The organism is Rothia nasimurium, assembly GCF_049068285.1.
Taxonomy (GTDB): domain Bacteria; phylum Actinomycetota; class Actinomycetes; order Actinomycetales; family Micrococcaceae; genus Rothia; species Rothia nasimurium_I.
Genome location: NZ_JBLKPV010000001.1, coordinates 39552 through 60619 on the forward strand (window position 1 = coordinate 39552; position 21068 = coordinate 60619).

General features: G+C 55.3%; 20 protein-coding genes. 16 read left to right on the plus strand and 4 right to left on the minus strand.

The features are described 5' to 3' along the window. Positions 1-27: 27 nt before the first annotated feature. From ACMXX3_RS00145 to ACMXX3_RS00170, 6 genes are all read left to right on the plus strand, one after another. Entirely contained in the window at positions 28-909 is an 882-nt protein-coding gene (locus ACMXX3_RS00145; protein WP_421082798.1) for a DUF2637 domain-containing protein, read from the plus strand. Beyond that, complete coding sequence (locus ACMXX3_RS00150) at positions 906-1766, plus strand: RNA polymerase sigma factor (protein ID WP_421082799.1); 861 nt, start codon at positions 906-908, stop codon at positions 1764-1766. Before ACMXX3_RS00145 ends, ACMXX3_RS00150 begins: the two co-directional genes overlap by 4 nt. 289 nt (positions 1767-2055) lie before the next feature. Continuing rightward, positions 2056-2364 carry a hypothetical protein gene (locus ACMXX3_RS00155; RefSeq protein WP_421082800.1) on the plus strand — a complete coding sequence of 103 codons (309 nt, stop codon included), beginning with the start codon at positions 2056-2058 and terminating at the stop codon, positions 2362-2364. A gap of 41 nt (positions 2365-2405) precedes the next feature. Beyond that, positions 2406-3554 (plus strand): transglycosylase SLT domain-containing protein, encoded by a 1149-nt coding sequence (locus ACMXX3_RS00160; RefSeq protein ID WP_421082801.1) that lies wholly within the window; start codon positions 2406-2408, stop codon positions 3552-3554. Between the two features lie 17 nt (positions 3555-3571). Beyond that, positions 3572-4228: a hypothetical protein gene (locus ACMXX3_RS00165; RefSeq protein WP_421082802.1), complete on the plus strand. Its 657-nt coding sequence runs from the start codon at positions 3572-3574 to the stop codon at positions 4226-4228. A 98-nt stretch (positions 4229-4326) separates the two neighbouring features. After that, positions 4327-5025, plus strand: coding sequence for a hypothetical protein (locus tag ACMXX3_RS00170; RefSeq protein WP_421082803.1), 699 nt, complete (start codon positions 4327-4329; stop codon positions 5023-5025). Positions 5026-5102: 77 nt separating this feature from the next. Here ACMXX3_RS00170 and ACMXX3_RS00175 read toward each other — a convergent pair whose 3' ends face one another. Then, on the minus strand, positions 5103-5261 hold the full coding sequence (locus ACMXX3_RS00175) for a hypothetical protein (protein WP_421082804.1): 159 nt from the start codon (positions 5259-5261) through the stop codon (positions 5103-5105). A gap of 192 nt (positions 5262-5453) precedes the next feature. Between ACMXX3_RS00175 and ACMXX3_RS00180 the strand changes: the two genes are divergently transcribed. The 9 genes from ACMXX3_RS00180 to ACMXX3_RS00220 all read left to right on the plus strand — a co-directional run bounded on the left by ACMXX3_RS00180 (position 5454) and on the right by ACMXX3_RS00220 (position 14938). Further along, entirely contained in the window at positions 5454-6104 is a 651-nt protein-coding gene (locus ACMXX3_RS00180) for a hypothetical protein (RefSeq protein ID WP_421082805.1), read from the plus strand. A 69-nt stretch (positions 6105-6173) separates the two neighbouring features. Beyond that, the gene (locus ACMXX3_RS00185; RefSeq protein ID WP_421082806.1) at positions 6174-6506 is read left to right on the plus strand and encodes a hypothetical protein; all 333 of its coding nucleotides are present in this window, start codon (positions 6174-6176) and stop codon (positions 6504-6506) included. Positions 6507-6596: 90 nt separating this feature from the next. Next, positions 6597-7553 (plus strand): hypothetical protein, encoded by a 957-nt coding sequence (locus tag ACMXX3_RS00190; RefSeq protein WP_421082807.1) that lies wholly within the window; start codon positions 6597-6599, stop codon positions 7551-7553. 5 nt (positions 7554-7558) lie between these two features. After that, complete coding sequence (locus ACMXX3_RS00195) at positions 7559-9106, plus strand: SCO6880 family protein (protein ID WP_421082808.1); 1548 nt, start codon at positions 7559-7561, stop codon at positions 9104-9106. 16 nt (positions 9107-9122) lie between these two features. Next, a complete protein-coding gene (locus tag ACMXX3_RS00200; protein ID WP_421082809.1) occupies positions 9123-10658 on the plus strand; it encodes a conjugal transfer protein TraC in 1536 nt (511 codons plus the stop codon). Further along, positions 10655-12475 carry a type IV secretory system conjugative DNA transfer family protein gene (locus tag ACMXX3_RS00205; RefSeq protein WP_421082810.1) on the plus strand — a complete coding sequence of 607 codons (1821 nt, stop codon included), beginning with the start codon at positions 10655-10657 and terminating at the stop codon, positions 12473-12475. Before ACMXX3_RS00200 ends, ACMXX3_RS00205 begins: the two co-directional genes overlap by 4 nt. 444 nt (positions 12476-12919) lie before the next feature. Beyond that, a complete protein-coding gene (locus ACMXX3_RS00210) occupies positions 12920-13177 on the plus strand; it encodes a hypothetical protein (protein WP_421082811.1) in 258 nt (85 codons plus the stop codon). Next, on the plus strand, positions 13170-14069 hold the full coding sequence (locus ACMXX3_RS00215) for a hypothetical protein (RefSeq protein WP_421082812.1): 900 nt from the start codon (positions 13170-13172) through the stop codon (positions 14067-14069). The genes ACMXX3_RS00210 and ACMXX3_RS00215 overlap by 8 nt, the downstream gene beginning before the upstream one ends. 68 nt (positions 14070-14137) lie before the next feature. Then, positions 14138-14938: a hypothetical protein gene (locus ACMXX3_RS00220; protein WP_421082813.1), complete on the plus strand. Its 801-nt coding sequence runs from the start codon at positions 14138-14140 to the stop codon at positions 14936-14938. Positions 14939-14982: 44 nt separating this feature from the next. Here ACMXX3_RS00220 and ACMXX3_RS00225 read toward each other — a convergent pair whose 3' ends face one another. Beyond that, complete coding sequence (locus tag ACMXX3_RS00225) at positions 14983-15489, minus strand: hypothetical protein (RefSeq protein WP_421082814.1); 507 nt, start codon at positions 15487-15489, stop codon at positions 14983-14985. Between the two features lie 255 nt (positions 15490-15744). Here ACMXX3_RS00225 and ssb point away from each other — a divergent pair, with 255 nt between their 5' ends. Continuing rightward, the gene (ssb, locus tag ACMXX3_RS00230; RefSeq protein ID WP_421082815.1) at positions 15745-16296 is read left to right on the plus strand and encodes a single-stranded DNA-binding protein; all 552 of its coding nucleotides are present in this window, start codon (positions 15745-15747) and stop codon (positions 16294-16296) included. 67 nt (positions 16297-16363) lie between these two features. Here ssb and mobF read toward each other — a convergent pair whose 3' ends face one another. Both mobF and ACMXX3_RS00240 read right to left on the minus strand, forming a co-directional pair. Further along, positions 16364-19993 (minus strand): MobF family relaxase, encoded by a 3630-nt coding sequence (mobF, locus tag ACMXX3_RS00235; protein WP_421082816.1) that lies wholly within the window; start codon positions 19991-19993, stop codon positions 16364-16366. Positions 19994-19999: 6 nt separating this feature from the next. Continuing rightward, on the minus strand, positions 20000-20680 hold the full coding sequence (locus ACMXX3_RS00240) for a hypothetical protein (RefSeq protein ID WP_421082817.1): 681 nt from the start codon (positions 20678-20680) through the stop codon (positions 20000-20002). Between the last annotated feature and the right edge of the window lie 388 nt (positions 20681-21068).

The following is a 21068-nucleotide window of genomic DNA, read 5'->3' on the forward strand; positions in this document are numbered from 1 at the left end:
AGCAGAGCAGGTCAGGACAGGCAGAACGTGAAGAAGAGCAACAGCCCTCGAATCAACCCCGACTCCATGAAAACCCTTTGGCTCACCGTCGGGCTGATTATGATTCTAGGCTTTACGTCCTTCCTCGTTTCCTTCAACGGCCTTATGGATGTAGCTGCCTGGGTAGGTCTGCCGGTTTCGCTACGGTGGACGGTTCCGGCCTTTATCGACATCTCAATCTTGGCCTACTCGATGGCCGCGGTTATCCATAAAGCCCGTAATGAGAAAGTCCTTGCTACGTGGGTTTCGCTCGGTGTCTTTACCCTTATCTCGGTGGTAGCTAACGCGGTTCACGCTATCAGCAAGGGGGAGGGCACTACCCCGGCACAGGTGATTATCGGGGCCACCATTGCAGCAGCTGCACCGATTGCGGTTTTTGCAGCTACAGAAGAGCTCTCGCGTCTGGCTTTCCGCTCACCTGCTGCTGAGGTGGCTGTTGAAGTAGAGAACGAAGAGCTTGAAGAAGCTGAGGAAGTGCACGAGCTGCCCCCACGTCAGCAGATTCAGCAGCCAGTTTCAGCCCCCGCGCCGGTTATCGAAAAGCCGCTATCTGCTGCGCCGATCACCCTTGAAGCCTCACCTGTTGCTGAAAATACCCCGCATGAGCCCTCAGAAGCTGCCCAGGGCGACGAAAAGCCTGAAAACGCTCAGGAGCTCACAGAAGATAATTCAGGCTCTCAGAAGCCCGCAGAGGATGATTTAGAGGTTATTGCCCAGTGGGTCAAAGAACAGCATGCCCAAGGGCAGAAAGTCACCGGCGCAAGTATCGGGCAGTTCATCGGCAAAAGCCCCCGCACCGGCTCTAACCGCTTGAACCAGCTCAAAGACACCATGCCCGAACTTTTCGACGATGAGGAGCAAGCAGCATGAGCACCGAAGCAATAACCCCTTGGACTGAGGACATGCTCAATGACCTCGAAAAGGTCAAGCGCAGTACAATCCGGCAGATGACGGTTCTCGGGCGTCGGCATGATGCAGAGGACATTGCCCAAGAAACTTTCATCGTCGCAACCCGCCGCCTCGATACCTTTGACCCAGCTAAGGGCACCTTTCAGGCATGGCTCTCAGGTATTGCAAACAACCTGGTAAAACGTGGGGGACGCACCGCAGGCCGTGAAGCGCCGGTAGGAGGGTTTCAGGCTGATGAAGTTCACCCCTACGCCCCGGTTACTGCCGACATCTCGGAGGACGTGACCGAACAGATTTTCTCAGCCGAGAAGCTAGCCCGCATTATGGGGCTCGTTTATCAGGCGGCAGAAAACGGATTCATGGTTGATAGGGCTGTGACTTTGGTACGCGAGTATGACGGGGATGTGAAGCAAGCGGCTGAGGTTTTAGGAGTTACCCCGGCTACTATGCGTAATTCACTGCGAGTAGTTCAGGATCTTGCTCAGCTGGTCGATAACTCGCTAGGGGTCTACTGGGACAGGGTTGCTGCCGGACGTTTAGGGCAACCGCTTACCGTCCGGGAGATTCTTGAATGTTTCCCCTCAAGCGATGAGGCTGAGCGGCAGTGGCTGCGGGTTATCCCCTTGGCTGTGCTGCGTGCTGGTGGGTGGAATGTTCCGGCGTCGGAGCTGATTGCAGCAGTCTCAGAGATGACCGGCTACACCCCCAATACTGCACGTATCTACATTGGACGGGCTGAACGGTTGTACTGTGTAGCGCGCTCTTTAGCAGAAACTGGTTCGCTAAATCCCCAACCCGGTCAGAAGCTAATTCCTTGAAAAACTTCGAAGTGCTCTCTAGCTCACCCACAAGCTAGGGAGCACTTTCTTGTACCTGCCGTTGAAAACTTACCCCCCCGTTCTGACGCGACGCTATTACTGGCTCACAAGCTCTTAGGGCAAGCGTTCCCGGAGGGCTCACAGCGCCCCAGCGCTGGGAGTCGCTTTAGCGAAACGCGCGGCAGGCCCGGTCAAGCTGGGGACAGCTTGCGCGGGGGTTTGGGGGCCGCGTAGGCCCCCGGTGTGGGGTTTTGTTTTACAGGCGTAGGTTGCGGGGGCAATAGAGGGTATGGGTATTTTTCGTAAACGTTCACGCTATTCATCACAGCTAGAGGACAACGATTTTTCCTTGTGGCAAAGGTTCCGTGAGGATTTTTCGCAGTCCTCGGACTTGATAGAGCGACTGGGAACCTGGATGGGAGACTCGCGCGGGCGTCTGGCTCTCTTTGGGGTGCTGACGATTCTAGCGGTGGTGGCTTTAATGCTGGTGAGTATTCTGCTCTTTGGTGCCCCCGCTGGCTCCGATAAGGAGTTTGTTCCGGTCAGCTCTGCTCGTATTGTCCCAGGTGGGACAGTTGTGCCGGGTGTTCTTCTGTGAGCGCCGGGCGCAAGGTGGCTTCGTTTGCCGCTAAAGGGTTCATGCTCAAGTTGCTGTGGTGGGCGTTTCCTTTCTTGTTCATTGCCGGGATTATCGGCGGGCTTGTTGCCTTTTTGCTGGTCAATACGTCGGTGATTGGCTGGCAACAGCAGCAAGAAGCTCAAAGCGCCTCACGGCAATGCACCGCAGGTATTGAAACGGTGGGCTCCACCGATGGGCAGACCATCAACGTGCCGGAGGAATACGCGGATTTGATTAAGAAGGCTGCCGAAGAGACGGGGTTGCCTGAGACAGTCGTGGCCGCTCAGATTTGGGCTGAATCGAACTTTGACCCGAACGCAGGTTCTCATGCCGGGGCTAAAGGCCTGGCCCAGTTTATTGACTCAACTTTTCAGCATTACGTCCCCGGTGGTGACCCCTACAACCCAGAAGATGCGATGAAGGCTTACGCCCTGTTCATCAATGACCTCAAGGCCATGTACCAAGAACAGGCTGGGGATGATGCAAACGAGTTGCTGCGGCTGGTGCTGGCAGGCTATAACGCCGGTATCGGGGCCGTCATGGAATACGGTGGCGTGCCGCCGTACCCAGAGACTCAGGCCTACATCGAAAAAATTATGGGTGCTGCTCAAGTTAAGTTCTCAGAAGGATGTTCTCAGACAGGCAACGTCTCATGGGATGGAGACTTGGGAGATGGTGAGTGGACTAATCCTTGCCCCGGTTGTGTCTTTACCAATGGGTACGGGCCGCGTGACTTGGGCAATGGTGTAGATGCTGCTAACGGTGGGTTTCACTGGGGTGTAGATGTTGCTACCCCTGGTGCTGGTTATAACCCCGGCGGCCCGATTATTGCCCCTACTGACCTAGTGATTATTGAGGAATACCCGAAGGACGGGTGCGTATGGGGTACTGCCACTGCTGAACCAAAGTTTACATTCGGGTTTTGCCATCTACATTCTGAGCAGGTGAGCGTGGGCCAGGAGCTCAAGCGCGGGGACGTGATCGGGGTGGAAGGTAATACCTCTGGCACCATCTTGGAGATGGGTGGGGCGCTGCCGGGCACTCACCTGCACTTGGAGATTTATAAGCCCGGCTTCGATACCCGCAATTTTGCTTGGTACAGTGACCGCTCCGGCAACCTTGACCCTGAGCCTTTGTTGAAGGCTAAGGGCGCTTGGGTGTCTCAGTAAGGAAGAAGAGAACAAAGATGTTTGAACGGAACAATAAGGTGCTAGTTGCTCTGATAGCTGCTTTGGTGCTGGTTGTGGGTGTGCTTGCGGTGCTGGTGGCAATGAAGCTAGGGGCAGATGATTCGCCAGTCTCTGCGCCGCTGGCCTCGTCTGCGTCACCGACAGTCAGTTCAGTTGTTGAGAGTCCTGGGGCGACGGCTGAGCCATCCTTAGAGACTTACATCCTTGCTGATGGTACATGCGCCACAGCTGAGGGGGTAGATTTTACTGATTCGGCTGCGGTAGCTCAGCGGTTCATGGAGATTTCATATTGCTTTGACTCGATGGTTGATAGGACTATGACCGCTGGGATGCTGCGGGCTGATGAACTGATGAGTGAGCAGCTACGGCAGAAGCTGGCGGAGCCTGAGCGTAACGGGATTCAGCGTCAGTGGGTGATGGCTCAGGAACATCAGGCTTACACTCGTCCTACGGTGACGGATGCAGCGACTGAACCGCTGATTGACCCGACGGGGGCCACACGGTTTGAGCAGAAAATGGCTAGCTGGTTGTGGGTTGGTCGTGATGGGGCGTCGATGGATGGAGGCTATGCGGTTTTGCAGCTGACCTTGATTCAAGAGGGCGGGCGCTGGGTCGTTGATGGTGTTGAGACTCGTGTATTCGAAGCGAACTAGCTAGGTATGGGCCCCCTCCCTACTGTCCCGCTTGGGACAGTAGGGGGATAGTGGGACTGACGGACTGATTGAAGAGAGAATGAGGCAAAGGGGAGTTGATGATGGTTTCACAGAAGAAGCAGGCGGCAGGGGCTAAAGCTGGTTGGGTAACTGCCGGGGTGTTGGCGCTGGCCTTGGTGCTGGTGTGCATCTTGGCTTTTCTGCCCAAGACTAAGGAGAGCCAGGGGGCTATGGGGGAGGTTGAGAGCTCACCGGCGGCGTCAATGGTGACTGTGGAGCCTACCGCTGCCGCGTCGTCCTCGGCCTTTATGCAGCGGCGGGATGTGGTCTTTCCGAAGGTTGAAGGTATAGACCGTAGCCAAGTTGAGGGGGTTGCTCGTGCGGCGGTGACTTCTCTTGCTACCTGGGATGCGCGGGATGATCGTGGCTATGGTGAGGCGGTTGCTCGCACAGCTGCTTTGTTCGATGAGGACTTAGTTGCCAGGGTTTCGGCGCAGGCTGGTGAGCCGGTGGCTTGGGATGAGCAGGTTGTGGAGCGTGAAGCCTTTTCTTCCCCTCATGTGATGGACTATGACATCTTTAGTGACTACACCAATGAGGTGCAAGAGTTCTCAGGGGTTAGCCGGGATGGGCGGGAGCTGCGGTTTATGCAGTTCGCGGTGCGCTGGGATTGGTTGGGGCGAGATGGGTCGGCTTGGGCTGATGAGAGCACGATACGGGTCTATGACGTGGTGATGGTTAAGGATGCTGCCGGTTGGTCGGTGGCTTCCTATGCTTGGCGTGATGAGGTTCAGTAATAATCTGCGGGTATAAAGCAGCGGGGCTAGGTCTGGTGTGACCTAGCCCCGCTGATGCGTTTAGAGGTTCGTGTGGACTAGCCGCCAAAGATGAAAATGATAGCTGCCACACCGCCAAGGATAGCACCGGCAGGTGAGAACACGAGTTTGAGAACGGTCTTTGCAAGGCCTAGCGCGAAGTTGATGACGAAGAGGGCTAGGACGATGAGAACGATGATGGCGATGGTGGATTCCATGATGGTTTGCTCCTGCGGATGGGTCGTTGAATATACCTTCAGCCTACAGGTCGTTTTTAAGCTCCGGTACTAGTGGCAGGAATTTTAAGCGGTTATTTCGTGGGCGTGATTTACAGGTTGCGTCGGTGGGGGCAATACATGGTGAGCGGATGCGCTCGAACCGTTTATTGACCATTTAGGAGGTGCTGGCACATGACTAGTAGTTCGTCATCTGTCCCCACTCTCGTTCACGGCGTCGGCATGGTGCTAGGCGGGGCTTTGGTGGCTCTGGTGCTTTTTGGTGCGGTGCTCATTGTCGCAGTTATGGCGCAACGGGTTACTGGCCGGGCAAACTTTCTGTCACGTCACCTAGACGTATCAAAGATGGCTTTACCGCTGGTTGGTGCCCTGATTCTGGGTTCTGCCTCTGGTGGGGTTGCCTGGAGCTCAACGCTGTATGTTGCCCCGACAGTAGCTGAGCCGGAACGAGTTCAGGCGGCGTATAAGAACATTCAGGCTATCGAAACTGAAGAGATCAACACCGAAGATAAAGCCCCTGAGAACGGTAAATCTATCGACTCTTTGGAGATTGCTAAATCGGTGCTGGGCTCAAAGTTCGACGCACTGAACGAAGAATACGACTTGGACAATACCGATAACGGGCGGATGACAACGGCAACTGTTGAGTTTGTTCCCTCCGAGCAGGATGAGAACAAGTCGGATGCTTGCTACAAAATCAAGGTGGTTTCCAGCTCGACTATGAACCGGGTCAATCCCAAGGCCCCAACGGCTTCTAAGGTCACTTGGGTTATTCCCGATGATTTTGACCAAGCTACCTGTGGCGGGGACGCCAAGGAGTTCTAAAGCCGCTTACCTCATCCCCTCGATTACTTCCCAAACTATTTACACAACACACTCTTGAAGGAGATTCCCGTGTCTGTTCTTTCCTCTCTGACTGCCCCTGTGGCTGTCGCTGCTGGCTCCGTTCTAGCAGAAGGTTTTGACCCTGGTGTAACCCCTAACTCTGATGCCCCTTGGTATGCCTGGTTGCAGGGTTTTACCGGCTCTATCGTCGGCACCCTGATTCTGGTGTCGGTGGCTATCTTGGCTATCGGTGTTGCTATCGCTCTGATTGGCCGGGCGGTCTCTAACTCCACGGCGCAGAAGGTCGGTATCGGCGGCGTCCTGATTGGCATTATCGGTGTGGTTATCCTCGGCTCCATCTCGGCGTTGGTGTTCTGGGCAACCGGCCAATCAATCTTCTAAGAACGCACCCGTCAGTAGCCGCCGTGAGATCACAACAGCGGCTACTGACTTTTTAAACAGGCTTTTCCAGCGAAAGGGGTTGAGGGGCACATGGCTTTCCTTGACATCTTCAAAGACTCAGGGCAGACCTTTTTTGACGCCATCGAAAAGTTCATTGCCGACTCTGACCAGTACCTGACCAATGCTTTTGAATCCTCCAATATTGATGATTCGTGGTGGGCGGCGGTAGTGGGCACTCCGACCAATGAGGGGATGCTGGCAACGTGGATGCCGATTATTACCCCGATTCTGGTGCTGATGGTAACGATTCAGGTAATGATTGCCATCGTCAAGGGTTCAGGGTTGAGTATGGCCCGCGCTTTCTGTGGGGCGGTACTGGGTATTCCAGCAACCTATATTGCGGTGTGGTTTATCCAAATCGGTTCAGCTGCTGCCGATGAGGCAACTAGCTGGATTATGGGCGGCTCATCGGATGGTCATGCCGGGATTTTTATCAACATTCTGGGCTTGCAGGTGAGCGATTCACAGATTACCGGCGTCGCTGAGGGCTATTTCATGTGGGACGGCCTGGCAGAAAAGGCCGGCGGGTGGCAGCTGCTTGGTGCGCTGCTACTGGCGATTGTTATTTGGTTCTTGTCGATCATCCTCGGTTTTGTGATGGCGCTGCGGTCAATGGCGATTGTTATTTTGGCGGCTATGGCTGGTTGGGCTGTGGTGGCTACCAGCTTGGAGGTTACTAAGTCTTGGTTTAGCTCGTGGGCTCAGCTGGTGGTTGGCCTGTTGCTGTCTAAGCCGCTGGCTGCTGGCCTGATTGTGATGAGTCAGGACATCTTCAACTATGCCAACTCATCCTCTCAGTTCTTTGCGGGTCTGGCTGGTCTGATTCTGGCGATTGCTATGCCCTTTACCGCCGTGAAGCTAGTTTCCTTTACGGCTGCTGGAAGTATCGGCGGGGTAGATAACGCAATGGGTCAGAGCGCTGCGGCTCCGACTCGTGCAGCAAGCTCAGCTACCCGGCATGTAACCCGTCGTATTCGTAGGAAGTAAGAGATATGGCTGTTGAAGAGTACGAGCTAGAAAAGGTTAATTTTCCTCGTAAGGAGAAGCGCGGTTTTATCCTCGGGTTGGAGCCCCTGCCCCTTGCGGCAGTGCTGGTTTTGCTGGTGTTCACCCTGATTATCTCTACCTCGCTGCCCTTCCCTTGGGGCTGGGTTTCAGCGGTTGCCATGCTTTTCTTCATTGGTTTTGTTGGCTGGGGCAGGTTTATGAATCTGCACCTTTTTGAATGGATTGAGCTTATGATTCAGCACTTGATGCGAAAGTTTACTGGTCAGAATAAGTACCGTCGGGCCGGGGCTGATGCTGATGCCAAGGCCATTGCTAAGGCGGATGCAGCCGCGGCCAAGGCTGATGCTAAGGCTGAGGCCGAAGCGCGCGAGTGGGGGGAGCCTATTCCGGCTAAGACCCCGAAGCCGATTCGTTTGAACTTGCCGGGGGCGGCTAACGAGCTGAACGTCTATCGTTCACCGGCGGGGTTCTGCGTGGTGCATAACCCGGTGAAAAAGCGTCTTGTTGTCACTGCGGTGATTGAGGCTAAGAACTTCCTGATGCAGGATGTGCCTAATCAGGGTGAGATTCTTGAGCAGTGGGAGACCCTGATTAATCTGGTGGGCTCTCACCGTGAGGTTCAGGCGATGTTCCCCTCTGATGTGACCAAAGTTGTTTCGGGCGAACAGATGATTGATTACTACCGGAAGGCTGCCGAAGCTAACGGAGCCGGTGAGCTCATTAATCCGGTGGCTCATCAGGGGTACATGGATTTGCTCAAGAACAATGTGCAGAAAAAGCATGAGCAGTATCTGACGGTCAATCTCTCTATCCCGGAGATGGCTCGCGAAATCAAGGACAACGGCGGCGGGGTGGTCGGTATGCTGCGAACTGCCGATTACAAGATGGAGACCTTAGCCGGAGATATTGCCTCAGCTGGGTATGAATCACGGTGGATTACGGTTCAAGAACGCCGAGCTATGACCTCTGATTTCATGACGCCCTCGAACGATTTGATTGCCGAACATGCTGACCCGGTAATTGTGGGTGCTAACCGTTATTGGACTGAGATGCAGATGAATGATGTGTGGCACCGCGCCTATTTCGTAGAGCAGTGGCCGATGAAGCCGGTAGAGCCGGGCTTTATGGAAAAGGTTATTTTGGGCCTGGATTTTAGGCACGCAGTAACTCAGGTCATTAAGCGCGGTGAAGATGAGCAGGCCCTCAAGCGCATTAACGGTGAGATCAAGAACTACGAAACGGCTCAGGGTATCAAGCAGAGCATGGGTCGGCGTCTGTCTCGTGAGGAACAGCGCGAGATGGAGGACTTGGAGCGTCGAGAAGATGAGCTGGTGGAAGGTTCTGGCGACGTGTCCTACTCGGCTTATATCTCCATCTCAGCGCGTTCTAAAGACGAACTGGATGCTTATGAGAGGGATTTGAAGTCAGCAGCTACTCGGGCACACCTCAAGCTGATTAAGTGCTACGGGTCGCAGTTTGAAGGTTTCTTGGCTGCCACTGCCCAGCTAGGGTATGGGGCCGATAGGTACTAGGTGACAAGGGGAGTTTGTGATGGTTGAGAAGTTTCAGGAAAAGCCCGAAGAGCTCGGCATTTTCTCGTGGGATGACCCTAATGATGTGGAGTTTACCCGCGCAGAAAAGCGTGCTTTACAGCGCAAGGTTCAGAAGAAGTATCAGCGTGAGATTGACCGTGAGCGCGTGAACTACATTCCTGGCCCCTTGTATGGGGCAGGTGGGGCGAACCGTCCTCATAACTTTTTCGGGCGTCTGGTCTCAGTCTTTCGGACTCGCCGGACAACCACCTATGTTCTTTCGTCGGCTTACCCTTTTGTTGCCTCGGGGTCGCTGGGGGTGCCGGGGGTTTATATCGGCTCTGATGAGATGGGCGGCGGCGGATTCTTCTTTGACCCGTGGGAACTGTACGCTGCCGGGGTCATCACTGGTATGTCCATGATTGCCCTGGGCGGTGTGGGTAAGGGTAAGTCCACGCTGGTTAAGTCGCTGGTATGCCGTCTGGTGCAGGCTGGACGCCGCGGGCTGGTGATGACCGATAAGAAGGGTGAGTGGGTGCCGGTTGCTCATTACCTATCGGGGGATGTTATCAGCGTCGGTCATGGCTCTGGTACGCGCATTAATCCCTTGGATGCTGGCAACCGTCCCCGGACTAACGCGGAGGGTCAGCCGCTTACTGATGGTGAGTGGGCGGATATGGTGCGTGAGCGTCGCTTGGCGCTGATGAACGCGATTTGTGTTGTTACTGAGGGCCGCGATTTGACCTCTGCGGAGTCTAACGCCTTGTCTTATGCCTTGGATAGGGCAGTGGTGCGGGCTGAGGCTGAGGGGCGGGCTGTGATTATCCCGGACTTGCTGACTGAAGTTCTCTCGCCTGAACCTGAACAGCTGGAACGCGAGTCACGAGCTCGTGCGTTCGAGCAGCTGGCCGATACGCTTGAGCGCCTGGTCGAAGGTGACTTGAAGGGGTTGTTTGATGGGCCCTCTACCGTGGAGTTCAACCCCTGGGCTCCTATCACTGTGTTCAATACCCGTTCCTTTGCTAATAGCTCGGATAAGGTCAAGAAAATCTCTTATGCCTGTATTCAGACTTGGGCTGAGGCTGCGGTGACTACTGATGAGTATGGTCAGCGCATTGTGGTCTATGAAGAGGGCATGGAAGCCCTCAATGATGCTGGTTCCTTGCAGCGCATGATGACGCAGGTGAAGTTGGCTCGTGCTTATGGTCTGTTCAATGTGTTGGTGCTGCATAAGCTGGCGGATTTGGATATGGCAGGTGATGAAGGTTCGGCCTCTCGCGCAACAGCTTATTCATTGCTGGGTGACTCGTCTGTTCAGGTGGTTTATCACCAGGGCAAGAGTGAGAAGGAGAGGACGATTGAGAAGCTGGGTCTGTCTGAGCGGCAGTGGGATATTGTTTCTGGGCTGCGGCAGGGACAGGGCTTGTGGCTGTTAGAGGGCAAGCCGTTCAAGGTTCATAACAAGATGTCTAAGCCCGAAGAGCCTGTTTTCAATACGAATGAGGCAATGGAAGTTGCCCACTATGAGAGCGAGATGGAGGCTGTAGCATGAGCCGGTATGTAGATCCTCAGCTGCTTTTGCTGGCCGTGGTGTGCATCTGTGTGCTTGGCGTTGGCGTCGGTTCGGTGGGTGTGTTGGCGGTGGCTTTTGCGGTCGCCTGTGGTGCCGGGTCGATGGGGCATGTTAGCCCCGGTGAGTTGTTGCGCTTTTTCTCTAGTGGGTTTGATGCCTCGGTGGTCGTTGAGCCGGGGGCTTGCTACCCGGAAAACTCTACGCTTGTCACTGTCCTTGTGGTGGCCTTAGTGCTGCTTGTGGTGCTGGCGGTGGCTGGAATGATTGCGTGGAGCAACTGGAAAGAGTCTGACTACAAGTTCCTGTCTGACCTGAAAAAGCGTGAGGGTATCGCTAAGGGTCGGGAAATCAATAAGAAGGCAGGTCGGGCTGCACTGAAAAAGAAGGCGTCCTCGATTCGTCCGACGATGGCTAAGCCCACTCTCAAGGATGTTGGGGTGAAGCTGGGGGTCAGTGATTCTCAGGAGGTATGGCAGTCACTAGAAGATTCGGTAGTCGTTCTGGGCCCGCCTCGTTCTGGTAAGGGCTTCTACCTGGTGGTCAATCGTATTTTGGATTCACCGGGGGCTGTCATTACGACCTCCACGCGCGGGGACAATGTGGCTATGACGTATAAGCTGCGGCAGAAGGTCGGCCCGTGTATCGTCTTTGACCCGCAGGGGCTGTCTGGGGTTCGTTCAACCTTGAAATGGACGCCTTACCGCGGGTGTGAGACGGCGGTAGGGGCTGTGAGCCGTGCTGAGGCTCTGGTGGGTGCTACCCGCCTCAACACTTCAAGCACGAACGCTGAGTGGGCGGATATTGCCAAAACTATTCTGGCGTACCTGCTGCACGCGGCTGCACTGGGTAAGGTCTCGGTGGGTACTTTCGCCTTGTGGGGTCAGAACGCTGATGCTGCGGCTGAGGCTGTGAAGATTCTACGTCGTTCACCGGACGCTGTGCCGGGGTGGGCTGATGCTCTAGACGGTGAGATTAAGGCTGACCCTAGGCATCGTGGGGCTCGATGGATGGGTGTTATGGGTGCTACCTCGGCCTTGAGCGTGCCGGAGGTGGCCGAAGCCCTTGACCCGAAGCCAGGGGATAAGGTGATTGACCCGCAAGAGTTCATTGCCTCGCGTTCTACTCTCTATCTGGTCGGTTCTAAAGCTGGTGGGTCTGCGGTGGCCCCGTTCTTGATTGCTCTGATGGATGAGATTGTGGAGACAGCCCGCAAGATGGCGTTCGTGATGCCTGGCAACCGTCTTGACCCGCCGCTGTCGCTGGTGCTGGATGAGATTGCCAATATGGCACCGTGGAACTCGCTGCCGCAGATTATGGCTGATGGTGGCGGTGTGGGTATCTCGGCGTTTGTTATCTTCCAGTCCCCGGCGCAGGCTCGCGGCCAGTGGGGTGAGGATGAAGCTCAGGCGCTGATTGATTCGGCTATTTTGCAGATTCAGTTGGGTGGCTCGAACAACGACACAGAGCTGAGGCGTTTTGCTGAGTTGGCTGGTGAGCGTGAAGTGACGGTGGCTAGCACTTCTGATTCGTGGCAGTCAGGGCGAAGTGTTTCAGAGCAGAAAACTAAGGTGCAGGTGCTGACCGTTGCAGAGATTCGGCGTATTCCAACCGGCTATGGGTTGCTGCTGAACCGTAATGCGCGGCCTATCTTGATGAAGATGACCCGTTGGATTGACCGGAAGGACGCTAAGGACATTAAGGACTCAAAGAAACGGTTTGAGGAATTGATGTCTGGTCGAGCTACCAGCATTGAAGAAGCCTACGAAATGCAGGCGAAGTCTAAGCAGGTGGCTTGATGGGGCTGCGACGTAAGCACGCCTCGCGCTCTGTTGGCTACCGGCAGGGATATTTGAGGTCTGCTGAGTGGGCTAAGTTCAGGGCTGGGTTCTATGGGCGGTTGCGGGCGGCAAATATTTTGCCGGCCTGCGCCGCCTGTGGCCGGGCGGAGAATGAGGGGGTGGCTTTGGAGCTGCACCATTTGAGTTATGAGGGTGTGCGTCAGCTGCCCGGTGGTCAGTGGGTTTCTGGTGAGCGTGATGATGATGTGATCTTGCTGTGTCGTGATGACCATGAGCAGGTTCACCGGATTTTGGACTCTAATCCTCGGGACTTTTCGGGGCTTTCGCGGCGGGTGGCCTCGTTGCGGATTATTAATTCTTTGCGGGCTCGGTATGGGCGATTGACGTTCAGCCGTGCCGGTGGCAATACAGGGCGTAAACGTTGAAAGGAGATTGATTCTTATGATGGTTCAGGCTGGGCAGGGTTGCTTTGTGTGCGGTAAGCCTTTTGGGGCTGAGGGCATATCTCATGCTATTGCTGGTGCTCCGCCGGGGTGTGAGGCGCTGGTTGATACTCCCTGTTTTGACCGGATAGTTCAGATAGAGGCTGAGGAATCCTGTACCCAGCTTGAGGCCCTGCTGATGCTTAGCGCGCGTTTCCAGGGAGCCTTGTTGAAGAGAGCGGTGCAGAAGGAAGAGAAAGAGGCTTATCATGCCTAGTAAGTGGGATGACATTCAATCTGATGCTGATTTGGATGCTGAGTTTGCTGCAATGGAGCAGGCAAGTTTTGCTGATGAAGCGCAGGTAGAGGAAGAGCCTTTGCCTGATGAGGCAGAGATAGCCGCGAGTGAGCCGATAGCGCCGGGGCAGGGGGAGCCTCAGAGGTATGACCCGCCTGCTTTGAGGTCGGCTGACGCTGCGAACTTGCGTGATCTTTACCCGTTTTTGGGGTATGCCTGGCGGGAGCTGCCTGCCGGTGAACGGCGGGATGCCTTGATATGGCTGCGTAGTTGGGTGGACTGGTTCGCGGTGACGTACAAGATAGATTCCAAGTTGATTCCTGGGTGCTGGTTTGAGCACTCGGATGTTGTGGAATATCTGTGGGTTGCAGCGAACGCAGAGATGAAGGCTTGGCATAACCCTGATGCTTCATTGACGCCTTATACCTCTTTTCATGCGTACTTGCCGGGGCTTTTGGGGCGTTTGGCTAGTGGGTCTCAGGGGCAGTGTCGTAACGGGCATATTCCGGATGAGCGTTACGGTCGTGTGACTGACCCGAACGCGGTTGAGGTCGATGAGTGGGCTTGGCAGAGAGCTTTGCATGAGATTACTGATGAGTTGCCGGGGGTTTCTGCTGGCCGGTGGCGTATCGCTGCGGAGGATGCAGAGGGCACTGTGGTGCGTTCTGCTGCGGTTGAGGTTCCGTCTGCTGCTGTGCCGGTCTTGCAGGTTGGTGAGCCGGTAGTTGCTTTTGATGGTGAGGGTCAGCCGTTGGTTCGGGCTGCGGTTTCTGGGGCTGAGCTGGTTAAGACCTATTGGGAGTATGAGGATGAGAACGGTCAGTGGGTCGTGGATGAGCTGAGTGTGCAGCGGGTTTCTTCGGTGCAGTAGATGATTCTAGGGGCAGAGCCGCATGGTTCTGCCCCTTGTAGTAACTGATTTGAGAAAGGTGATTGGTGATGGTGGTACGTCAGGATAATGAGCTGACTGATGAGGTTATGGAGCTGGCGCAGGCTCTGGCTGCTTTGGTTGAGGCTGAGGCGTGGGAGATGAAGGAGCGTCTGGCTCGGCTGGTGCGTGAGGGGAAGGTGAAGGATGCTTCGTGGGCCCCGGAGAAGAAGGAGGAATGGGGTTCTTATGTGAAGGTGCAAGATGAGCAGGGGCAGACGGTGGCTTTTATTGATCGGTCTGATGGGCAGGTTGTTGAGCCGGTTGAGGTGGCTGGGGATGATGTGTTTTTGACTGCGGAGGAAGATGCGTCGATTGATTTTGAGGTGGGGCGTGATGAGCTGGTGAATGTGGGTAAGGCTGCGTGGCTGGTTGCTCGGGAGCCGGTTGATGAGCATCATTTGCCGGAAGGGGAGCTTGTGACTGATGAGCAGGCTCGGGTGATTGCTGAGGAAAAGTTGGGCTGGGAGTGGGCGGATGAGCCGACGGACGGACTGATGGATGGGAGTAAGCCGGTGGTGGTTGCTTCGGATGGGGTGCAGGTTCCTGATGGGGTTCCGGTGGTTGTCTCTGGTGAGTGGTCTTGGGCTGATGATGAGCCGGTTGCGTCTGTTGAGGGGGAGCCGGGGCAGGCGGTTGAGGGGTCGTGGTCGGCTTTTGGTGAGACTGAGCTGACGCGGGGGGCTACTGTCCCAGTTGGGACAGTAGCGGAGCCGGGGCAGGCTCGTGAGCAGGCTGTGGCTGACCAGCAGTATCAGCAGTTTCAAGAGCAGGCAGATAGGCGTGAGATGCAGGGCCCTGGATGGGAGTAGAAAATAAGGGGGGCGGGAACTTTAGTTCCCGCCCCCCTTCTGTTTTAGACGATGCGCTGCTTTACTACGAGGTTGCCCTTGGTGTACTGCTGCTGGTCGTATCGCACTGCGGCGATGAGGTCATTCTTGATGAGGTTGAGCTTGGAAAACTGCTTGCCGTTGTAGACTCGCCCGGTTCCTGTGCGGCTGAGGACGGAGCGGCCTCGTTGGTGGTTCTCGTGGTTATCGAGGGTGATAAGCACGAAGTCGTTGATGCCGTAATACTCGTCGATGACCCGGTAGCCCAGAGCTGGGACGGAGCCGTACATCTCGGCTAGGCTCTCTAGTTCTTTGAGGGCATCGTTCTTGATGGTAGCTGTGCTGCTTTCCTTCTTTTCGTCTGGCTGCTGGCCGATGCGCCGTACCTTGGCTTGGACAAGGTAGTTGTGGTTGTTCATGGTGACTTGGTAGTAGAAGCCGCTGTGTTCGCGGGTGAAGCTGCCTCCTGCGTGGGTTGTTACTTCGTTGAGTCCCTGCTCGAACTCCTGGACGTCAATTGCTTTAGCGGCCATGTTTGGCTCCTTTGTTTGGGGGCTGTGAGATAGCCCGTTGTTTATCTTGAGATTCCTATAGAAACTCTCTAGATGTTGGTATAGATAATCCTATAGCGATTTGCGTACTGAGCGCAACACCAGAGACGAAAATTTTTTGCTTTACAGTTTCCCGGCCTCATGGCAATACATAGTGAGGCCCAACACCTCACCATGTACCCATCAGAGCTGAGGCACCCCACAGAAGCCACAGCCGTATAGAACGGAGTCCCAAACATGGCGTCCCCACGCATCCGTAATCACCAGGTCAGCGGCAACCTCGTCGATGACCCTAAGATGATTCAGACCCCACAAGGCCGTACACTGGCAACCTTCACCCTGGCAGAGAACACCCGCGTTTACGATAACCAGTCGAACCAGTGGGCAGATGGGCCCACTGTCTACTACGATGTAGCAATCGACGCGAACAACCGGGCTAACGGCAACCTCGCGCAAAACGTCACCGCCTCTCTCAAAAAGGGGCAGTACGTGAACGTTGAGGGGGACTTAACCAACCATGCCTACCTTGACCGCGAGAACAACCCCCAAGTCGGTAATCGTATCTGGGCCTCAGACGTCACCCCGTCGTTGAAGTTCGCTACCGTTGAGATTCACCCGAACAACGCCCAAGCACAGCAGGGCCCTCAAGCTCAGATGAACCAGGGCCCTCAAGCTACAGCACAAGCCCAGCAGGCACCTGAGCAGAACTACCAGCAGCCTAATCACGAACAGGCCGCTCAGTTCCAAGCACAAGAGCAACCTGACTTTTCCGGCCCCTCTGCCGCCTAAAAAATCAGGCTCTCGCTAAAAGACCCCCACCAGAAACTCTCTCTGGTGGGGGTCTTACCTTGTGCCTCTAGTGCATATCCGGGCCAGACTCGGGAGCGGGCTGGTGCTCTGGGGCGGGGGAGTGCGCCGGTGTCCACTCATCCCACTGGGTTCCGCCAGTTTCCTGCTGCCAGCTATCGCCAGTGTCAATAAGGTTATGGTCGGTGTAGGCCAAAGTTCTTGTCTCGCGGGCCTCGGCCTGCTCAACAATATCTTTTACCTGCTCGAAGAAGTCAGTCAGTCGCCTCTCACTAGCTTTAGGTGGGTCTCCAAGCATGGTGTCAGCATCTGTCTGATTCGATAGCGCCCGCCATGTCAGCACTGCATCAGCTGCGGCCGGTGCAGTAGCTTTCAGCTCAATAAACCAGGGCTCTTGAGATGACATGCCCTTGAGCGTGTCCAGGCGGCTGTTGATCTTATCGGTGATAGCTGCCGCCGCTTCTGCCTCGTCCTCAGTCATATGCCGCGGTACAGCTAAGAGAGATAAGTCAGTCTCTGCCCGTTTTTGCTCAAAATAGGTCGTTGCTTCGGGGACGGTCATAGCCTGCGGCAGGTCGCTAAAATCGGCCTCGGATTCCTTGACAGCTTTGATGAGTTTCTTCAATTCGGGGGTATCAGCTACCTGCTGAACATCTTGGCTGAACTGCTCGGTGAACCACTGATGAGTGCGGCGGGTGGCTGAAAGGTCAGCAACATAGTCTAGCTCTCTGGCTGCCCGGCCTAAATCGAGTGCCCAACCATATTCAGCATCCATCGTTTCGTGCGCGGTCTTATCGCCGGTGGTCTTGTTGAGCACCTGCCCTAGTAGCTCGTTGGAGTCTTGGGCAACAACGGCTTTCATCATGCCCCAGTTATCGGCGGCCTCTGGGGCCTCAGCTACACCTTCGGCGTGAACATAGACCTTGTTTGATTCCTTACCGCGGGTCATCGCCACATAGAGCTGTTCACGCCCGTAGGTCTCATCTACCCCAACATGGCAGGTCTCAACGGTAAGTCCTTGGGCACGGTGGATAGTGCAGGCATAACCAAGTTCTACGGATTGACGGGCATAGGAAAGGGGGAGCTGGACAGTTGCCCCAGTATCTTCCCTGCGGGCGTTTACTCTATCGGCAAGCACGTCCTCAACGATCATGCGGGTGCCGTTCTTGATGAAGTCACCTTCGGAGTCGATGAGTTGGCGGTTATTCTGGCGGGCTAGGATAGTGTCGCCCTTATAAGCAGTCAGCCCGGCTCGGATAGCGAACTTCTCAGAGGTATCGACGGCTTCAAGCTCAATGCGTTCGGCCTGGGCACGTTGGTTCAGCTCAAGCACATCAGCGTTCGTTCCAGCAATGAGGACGGAGGATTTACCGGCTTGGGTGTCCTGGCTCCAACCTGCATAGGCTGCTTCTAGAATGTCGTCGGTATCAATGATTCTGCCCTGCTCGCGGTAGGTGTCAATGACCTTGATGTCCCCTTGGCGCAGTTGGAGGGAGGCAGTTTTTTCCCAGTCGGCTTTAAACCGCCAAACACTGGTGAGGTTGGCAGATAGTTCGTTGTTTTCCATCCAGCCCAAAAAACCGCCGGCGTCTACAGCGTCCAGCTGCTTAGGGTCGCCCACCAAAAGCATTTTGCCCCCAGCTGCTTCTACCTGCTGGTAGAGCTGGTGCAAATCAGAGGTGGAGGACATAGAGGCTTCATCGACAATCAGTAACTGGCCGGGGCGTATCTGATACTTGGATTGTTCAGCAACAAGGGTAGCGAGTTTGGTGTGTTCAGCATCCAGGCGGGCGGCTATGCTGCGGTTGCCTGGGTTATCGCGCATTTGGGTCTCGAGTGCGGCAATTCTTTCGCTGGTTTTGGCATAGCGTTCGGCTCGACGGGCTACACCGTCGCCTACTGATTCGTAGAGCCACTTTGCGGTGTTGTCTGTGCTGATTCCTAGTTCTTTACCCAGGACTGAGGCCGCGGCTGCGGAGGGGGCAAGCCCGATAACGGAGCCCTCACCGTTCTGGGACTCCCATGCTGCTCTAACCCCTGCCAGGGTTGAGGTTTTGCCGGTTCCGGCGGGGCCGATAATGGCACTGATACCAGTGGGGGAGGTCGTGACCTTATAGGCTGCATCGAGCTGGTCAGGTGCTAGAGCATGGCCTTGATCGCTGCGGTGTTCGCTCAGTATCTTATAGGCTGCCTCAGCATCGGATAGGTGAGCGCCGGTTGTGCCTTGGGCGGCGTCCATGAGGGTTTTTTCAGTATCCAGCACTGACTGAATGGTGAAGATTTTTTCCTCTGGCCGGTCAAAGACGCTCACCCCGCGTAAGGTCAGCCCGGCTTGAGTTAGGTGGTCTAGCTCGTAGCGGTCAGGGGTGAGCTCAACAGCCTGTTCGAGAGCTTTTTCGATGATGACGTCGGTTATCTGGTTGCGCTCTTGTAGGCTCTGGCACCGGATATTTCCTAAGAGCCGGTGGGTTGAGGCCATGAGGTTAGCCCGGTTGAAGGTGGGGTGTTTGATGATGGTGCGGTCGATAACGTGCTGAGCGATTTCTTCAATCGCTTCGGGAGTCAAAGATTCGAGGGTAAAAACACTGTTGGGGTGCCCGGTAGCTGCTGCAACGATTTGGTGGGGTTCAAGCTGGAGGGCACGGGTGCGTTGCCGCCATTCATAGAGCCGAGACTGTAGAGGCTTTTTATCTACTGGTTTTGCATCGCGTGATTCTAGAGTTGCTTTTCGCCGTAATTCGATAATGGTTTCTTCGCTGATATTATCCCCGTGCATGGCTTTCCAATCAGCAATAAGTTCATTAGTGCGATATGCGATAGATGATGACCGCTGAGAAAACTCGGCAATAAGTTCATCGGGTACACCGATTAGTTCAATGCGTCTATTTCCATTCGAGTTTTCAACTGCTGTGTCAATAACTTCTTGAAGGGGTTTTCTTTGTTCGGTTGAGGTTCCGGCGGTTTGCGCTAATTCATCAAAAAGTAGGGCGTTATACATTTCTGATGCAGCGACAACCCATTTATGTAAGGCATAAGAATCTAACGTTACCCAAGCACCATCTGAGGCTCTTTGAACACGGTTGGCTAGGACGGCGTGGGTGTGTATCTGGGGGTCTCCTGCCCTTGAATCAAAGTGGTCGAAAAGGCTTGCGATCATTCCTTGGATTTCGACTTTGGCAACTCCGCCGTCGCCTGCTCGCGATTGCAAAACGTTGGATTCTAGCCAGGTGAGGGACTGACGGACTGCTGACTGGTGGGCTTGGTGGATAGTTGCTTGGGTTGCGCTATCTGCTACGGCCCAGAGAGCAGAGACGGACTTAGGGGCTGAAAAAGTTAGGTCGAACCCGGCAACGGCTTCGCGGGTTTTCTTGCGGGCTGGTCTACCGGATGCAGTTTTAGCGCCGGTGGGTGCTTCGGTTTTCTGCATAGGGCGTTTGCCTAGTGCAACTTTGGTGTCAGGGTGGGCTACATCTTCGTAGACGGCACGGGCGTCGGCTTTGGTCACGGTCTGCTCGGTTGCGCGTCCGATACCGTCTAGACCTTTGCCGAACCAGGTGCCTGCCGGGTCTCCGCTGGCGGTGTAGTAGTTGGTGAGGTGGCGGCGGGATGCTGCGGTGTCTCCTACGGCGATTGTTGAGAGGTAATACTCGATGTTCATGCGAGAGATTGAGACAGTCATCGTTGCTTACTTTCGTCGTTGGGGGCGTGCTGGCGGGTGGGCTTTGAGTGCTTCGTAACGGGTGTGGCGTTCGTGATCTTCGTGGCTCCATGTGGCCCGGTCGGTTGCCCGGTAGTAGTAGGAGGCATAAAAGAGTGCGTCGCGGGCGGTGATGTGTAGGTGGACAGCTTGCCTGAACCACCGTTCATAGAGTTGCTGGTAGGTCTGGTGGAGCTTCTTTGCATAGCGTTCGGCACCGGCGGCGTCCTCGCGCAGTTGGGGGAGTGTTGCAGCTTCTTTTTGCAGTTGCGTGAGGGCGCTTGCAAGTTGCTCGTTAGCAGCTTGCAACTCTAGATTTTCTTGCTGGGCTATCTGATAGGCCTTTGCAATGTGGGTTGCAGATGAGTCCTCAAGGGATTGCAGAGCAGTTTTTGCAGAGTGTAGCTGCGACTCGGTTGCACGGGTTTTTGCGTGGGCGGTTGCAAGTTGTTTTTGCAGTTTGCCGATGGTCTTGCGTGCGTCTGCGAGTTGCTGGGTGAGGTTTGCAAGTTCGTCGGGGGTTGATGGCAGGTCAGCAATGGGTAGTCCTTTACTGCGTCTCCAAGCGGCTCGGCTACGACAAGTTGAAGTGCAAAAAGTCCGTTTTTTGAAGCTGTCCGGCGGAATTGGTGAGCTACAAACGGGGCAGTACCTAGGTGTTATCGTCATGTCCAGTATTCGCATTATCGCACTGGACTGTAAAACAGAATCGTTGAGTAAACTCAACGATTGTGCATTTCAATGCCACAGGTGTGTTCAAAAATCTTGGGATTTTCTAGCCGGTGGCGGCTAGAGCTGGCCGGGGGTCTCTGGCTGGTCTGGGCGTGAAGGTTTAGGCGGCGGTTCTGGCTGGCTCTGGGGTGCTCAGTAGTGGGGGTAGGGGTGTCAGCCGGTAGGTGGTTGTAGGTAGGTTCTGGCGGTAGTTGTGCGCTGTGTAGAGGGTAGGGGCTGCGTTGCTGTTTTCTGCTTGCTTGCGTGAGGGCGGTTGCAAGGTGCAAGCCGGTTTGCAGCGTGCAGGGGTTCCGATTGCGCGGGGTCTTGCAACCTGGGTTGCAGT

Coding starts and splice junctions, on each gene's coding strand:
- ACMXX3_RS00150 (WP_421082799.1), top strand. CDS start 906: ATGAGCACCGAAGCAATAACCCCTTGGACTGAGGACATGCTCAATGAC.
- ACMXX3_RS00170 (WP_421082803.1), top strand. CDS start 4,327: ATGATGGTTTCACAGAAGAAGCAGGCGGCAGGGGCTAAAGCTGGTTGG.
- ACMXX3_RS00215 (WP_421082812.1), top strand. CDS start 13,170: ATGCCTAGTAAGTGGGATGACATTCAATCTGATGCTGATTTGGATGCT.
- ACMXX3_RS00180 (WP_421082805.1), top strand. CDS start 5,454: ATGACTAGTAGTTCGTCATCTGTCCCCACTCTCGTTCACGGCGTCGGC.
- ACMXX3_RS00175 (WP_421082804.1), bottom strand. CDS start 5,261: ATGGAATCCACCATCGCCATCATCGTTCTCATCGTCCTAGCCCTCTTC.
- ACMXX3_RS00160 (WP_421082801.1), top strand. CDS start 2,406: ATGCTCAAGTTGCTGTGGTGGGCGTTTCCTTTCTTGTTCATTGCCGGG.
- ACMXX3_RS00210 (WP_421082811.1), top strand. CDS start 12,920: ATGATGGTTCAGGCTGGGCAGGGTTGCTTTGTGTGCGGTAAGCCTTTT.
- ACMXX3_RS00240 (WP_421082817.1), bottom strand. CDS start 20,680: ATGACGATAACACCTAGGTACTGCCCCGTTTGTAGCTCACCAATTCCG.
- ACMXX3_RS00225 (WP_421082814.1), bottom strand. CDS start 15,489: ATGGCCGCTAAAGCAATTGACGTCCAGGAGTTCGAGCAGGGACTCAAC.
- ACMXX3_RS00195 (WP_421082808.1), top strand. CDS start 7,559: ATGGCTGTTGAAGAGTACGAGCTAGAAAAGGTTAATTTTCCTCGTAAG.
- ssb (WP_421082815.1), top strand. CDS start 15,745: ATGGCGTCCCCACGCATCCGTAATCACCAGGTCAGCGGCAACCTCGTC.
- ACMXX3_RS00190 (WP_421082807.1), top strand. CDS start 6,597: ATGGCTTTCCTTGACATCTTCAAAGACTCAGGGCAGACCTTTTTTGAC.
- ACMXX3_RS00220 (WP_421082813.1), top strand. CDS start 14,138: ATGGTGGTACGTCAGGATAATGAGCTGACTGATGAGGTTATGGAGCTG.
- ACMXX3_RS00155 (WP_421082800.1), top strand. CDS start 2,056: ATGGGTATTTTTCGTAAACGTTCACGCTATTCATCACAGCTAGAGGAC.
- ACMXX3_RS00165 (WP_421082802.1), top strand. CDS start 3,572: ATGTTTGAACGGAACAATAAGGTGCTAGTTGCTCTGATAGCTGCTTTG.
- ACMXX3_RS00205 (WP_421082810.1), top strand. CDS start 10,655: ATGAGCCGGTATGTAGATCCTCAGCTGCTTTTGCTGGCCGTGGTGTGC.
- mobF (WP_421082816.1), bottom strand. CDS start 19,993: ATGACTGTCTCAATCTCTCGCATGAACATCGAGTATTACCTCTCAACA.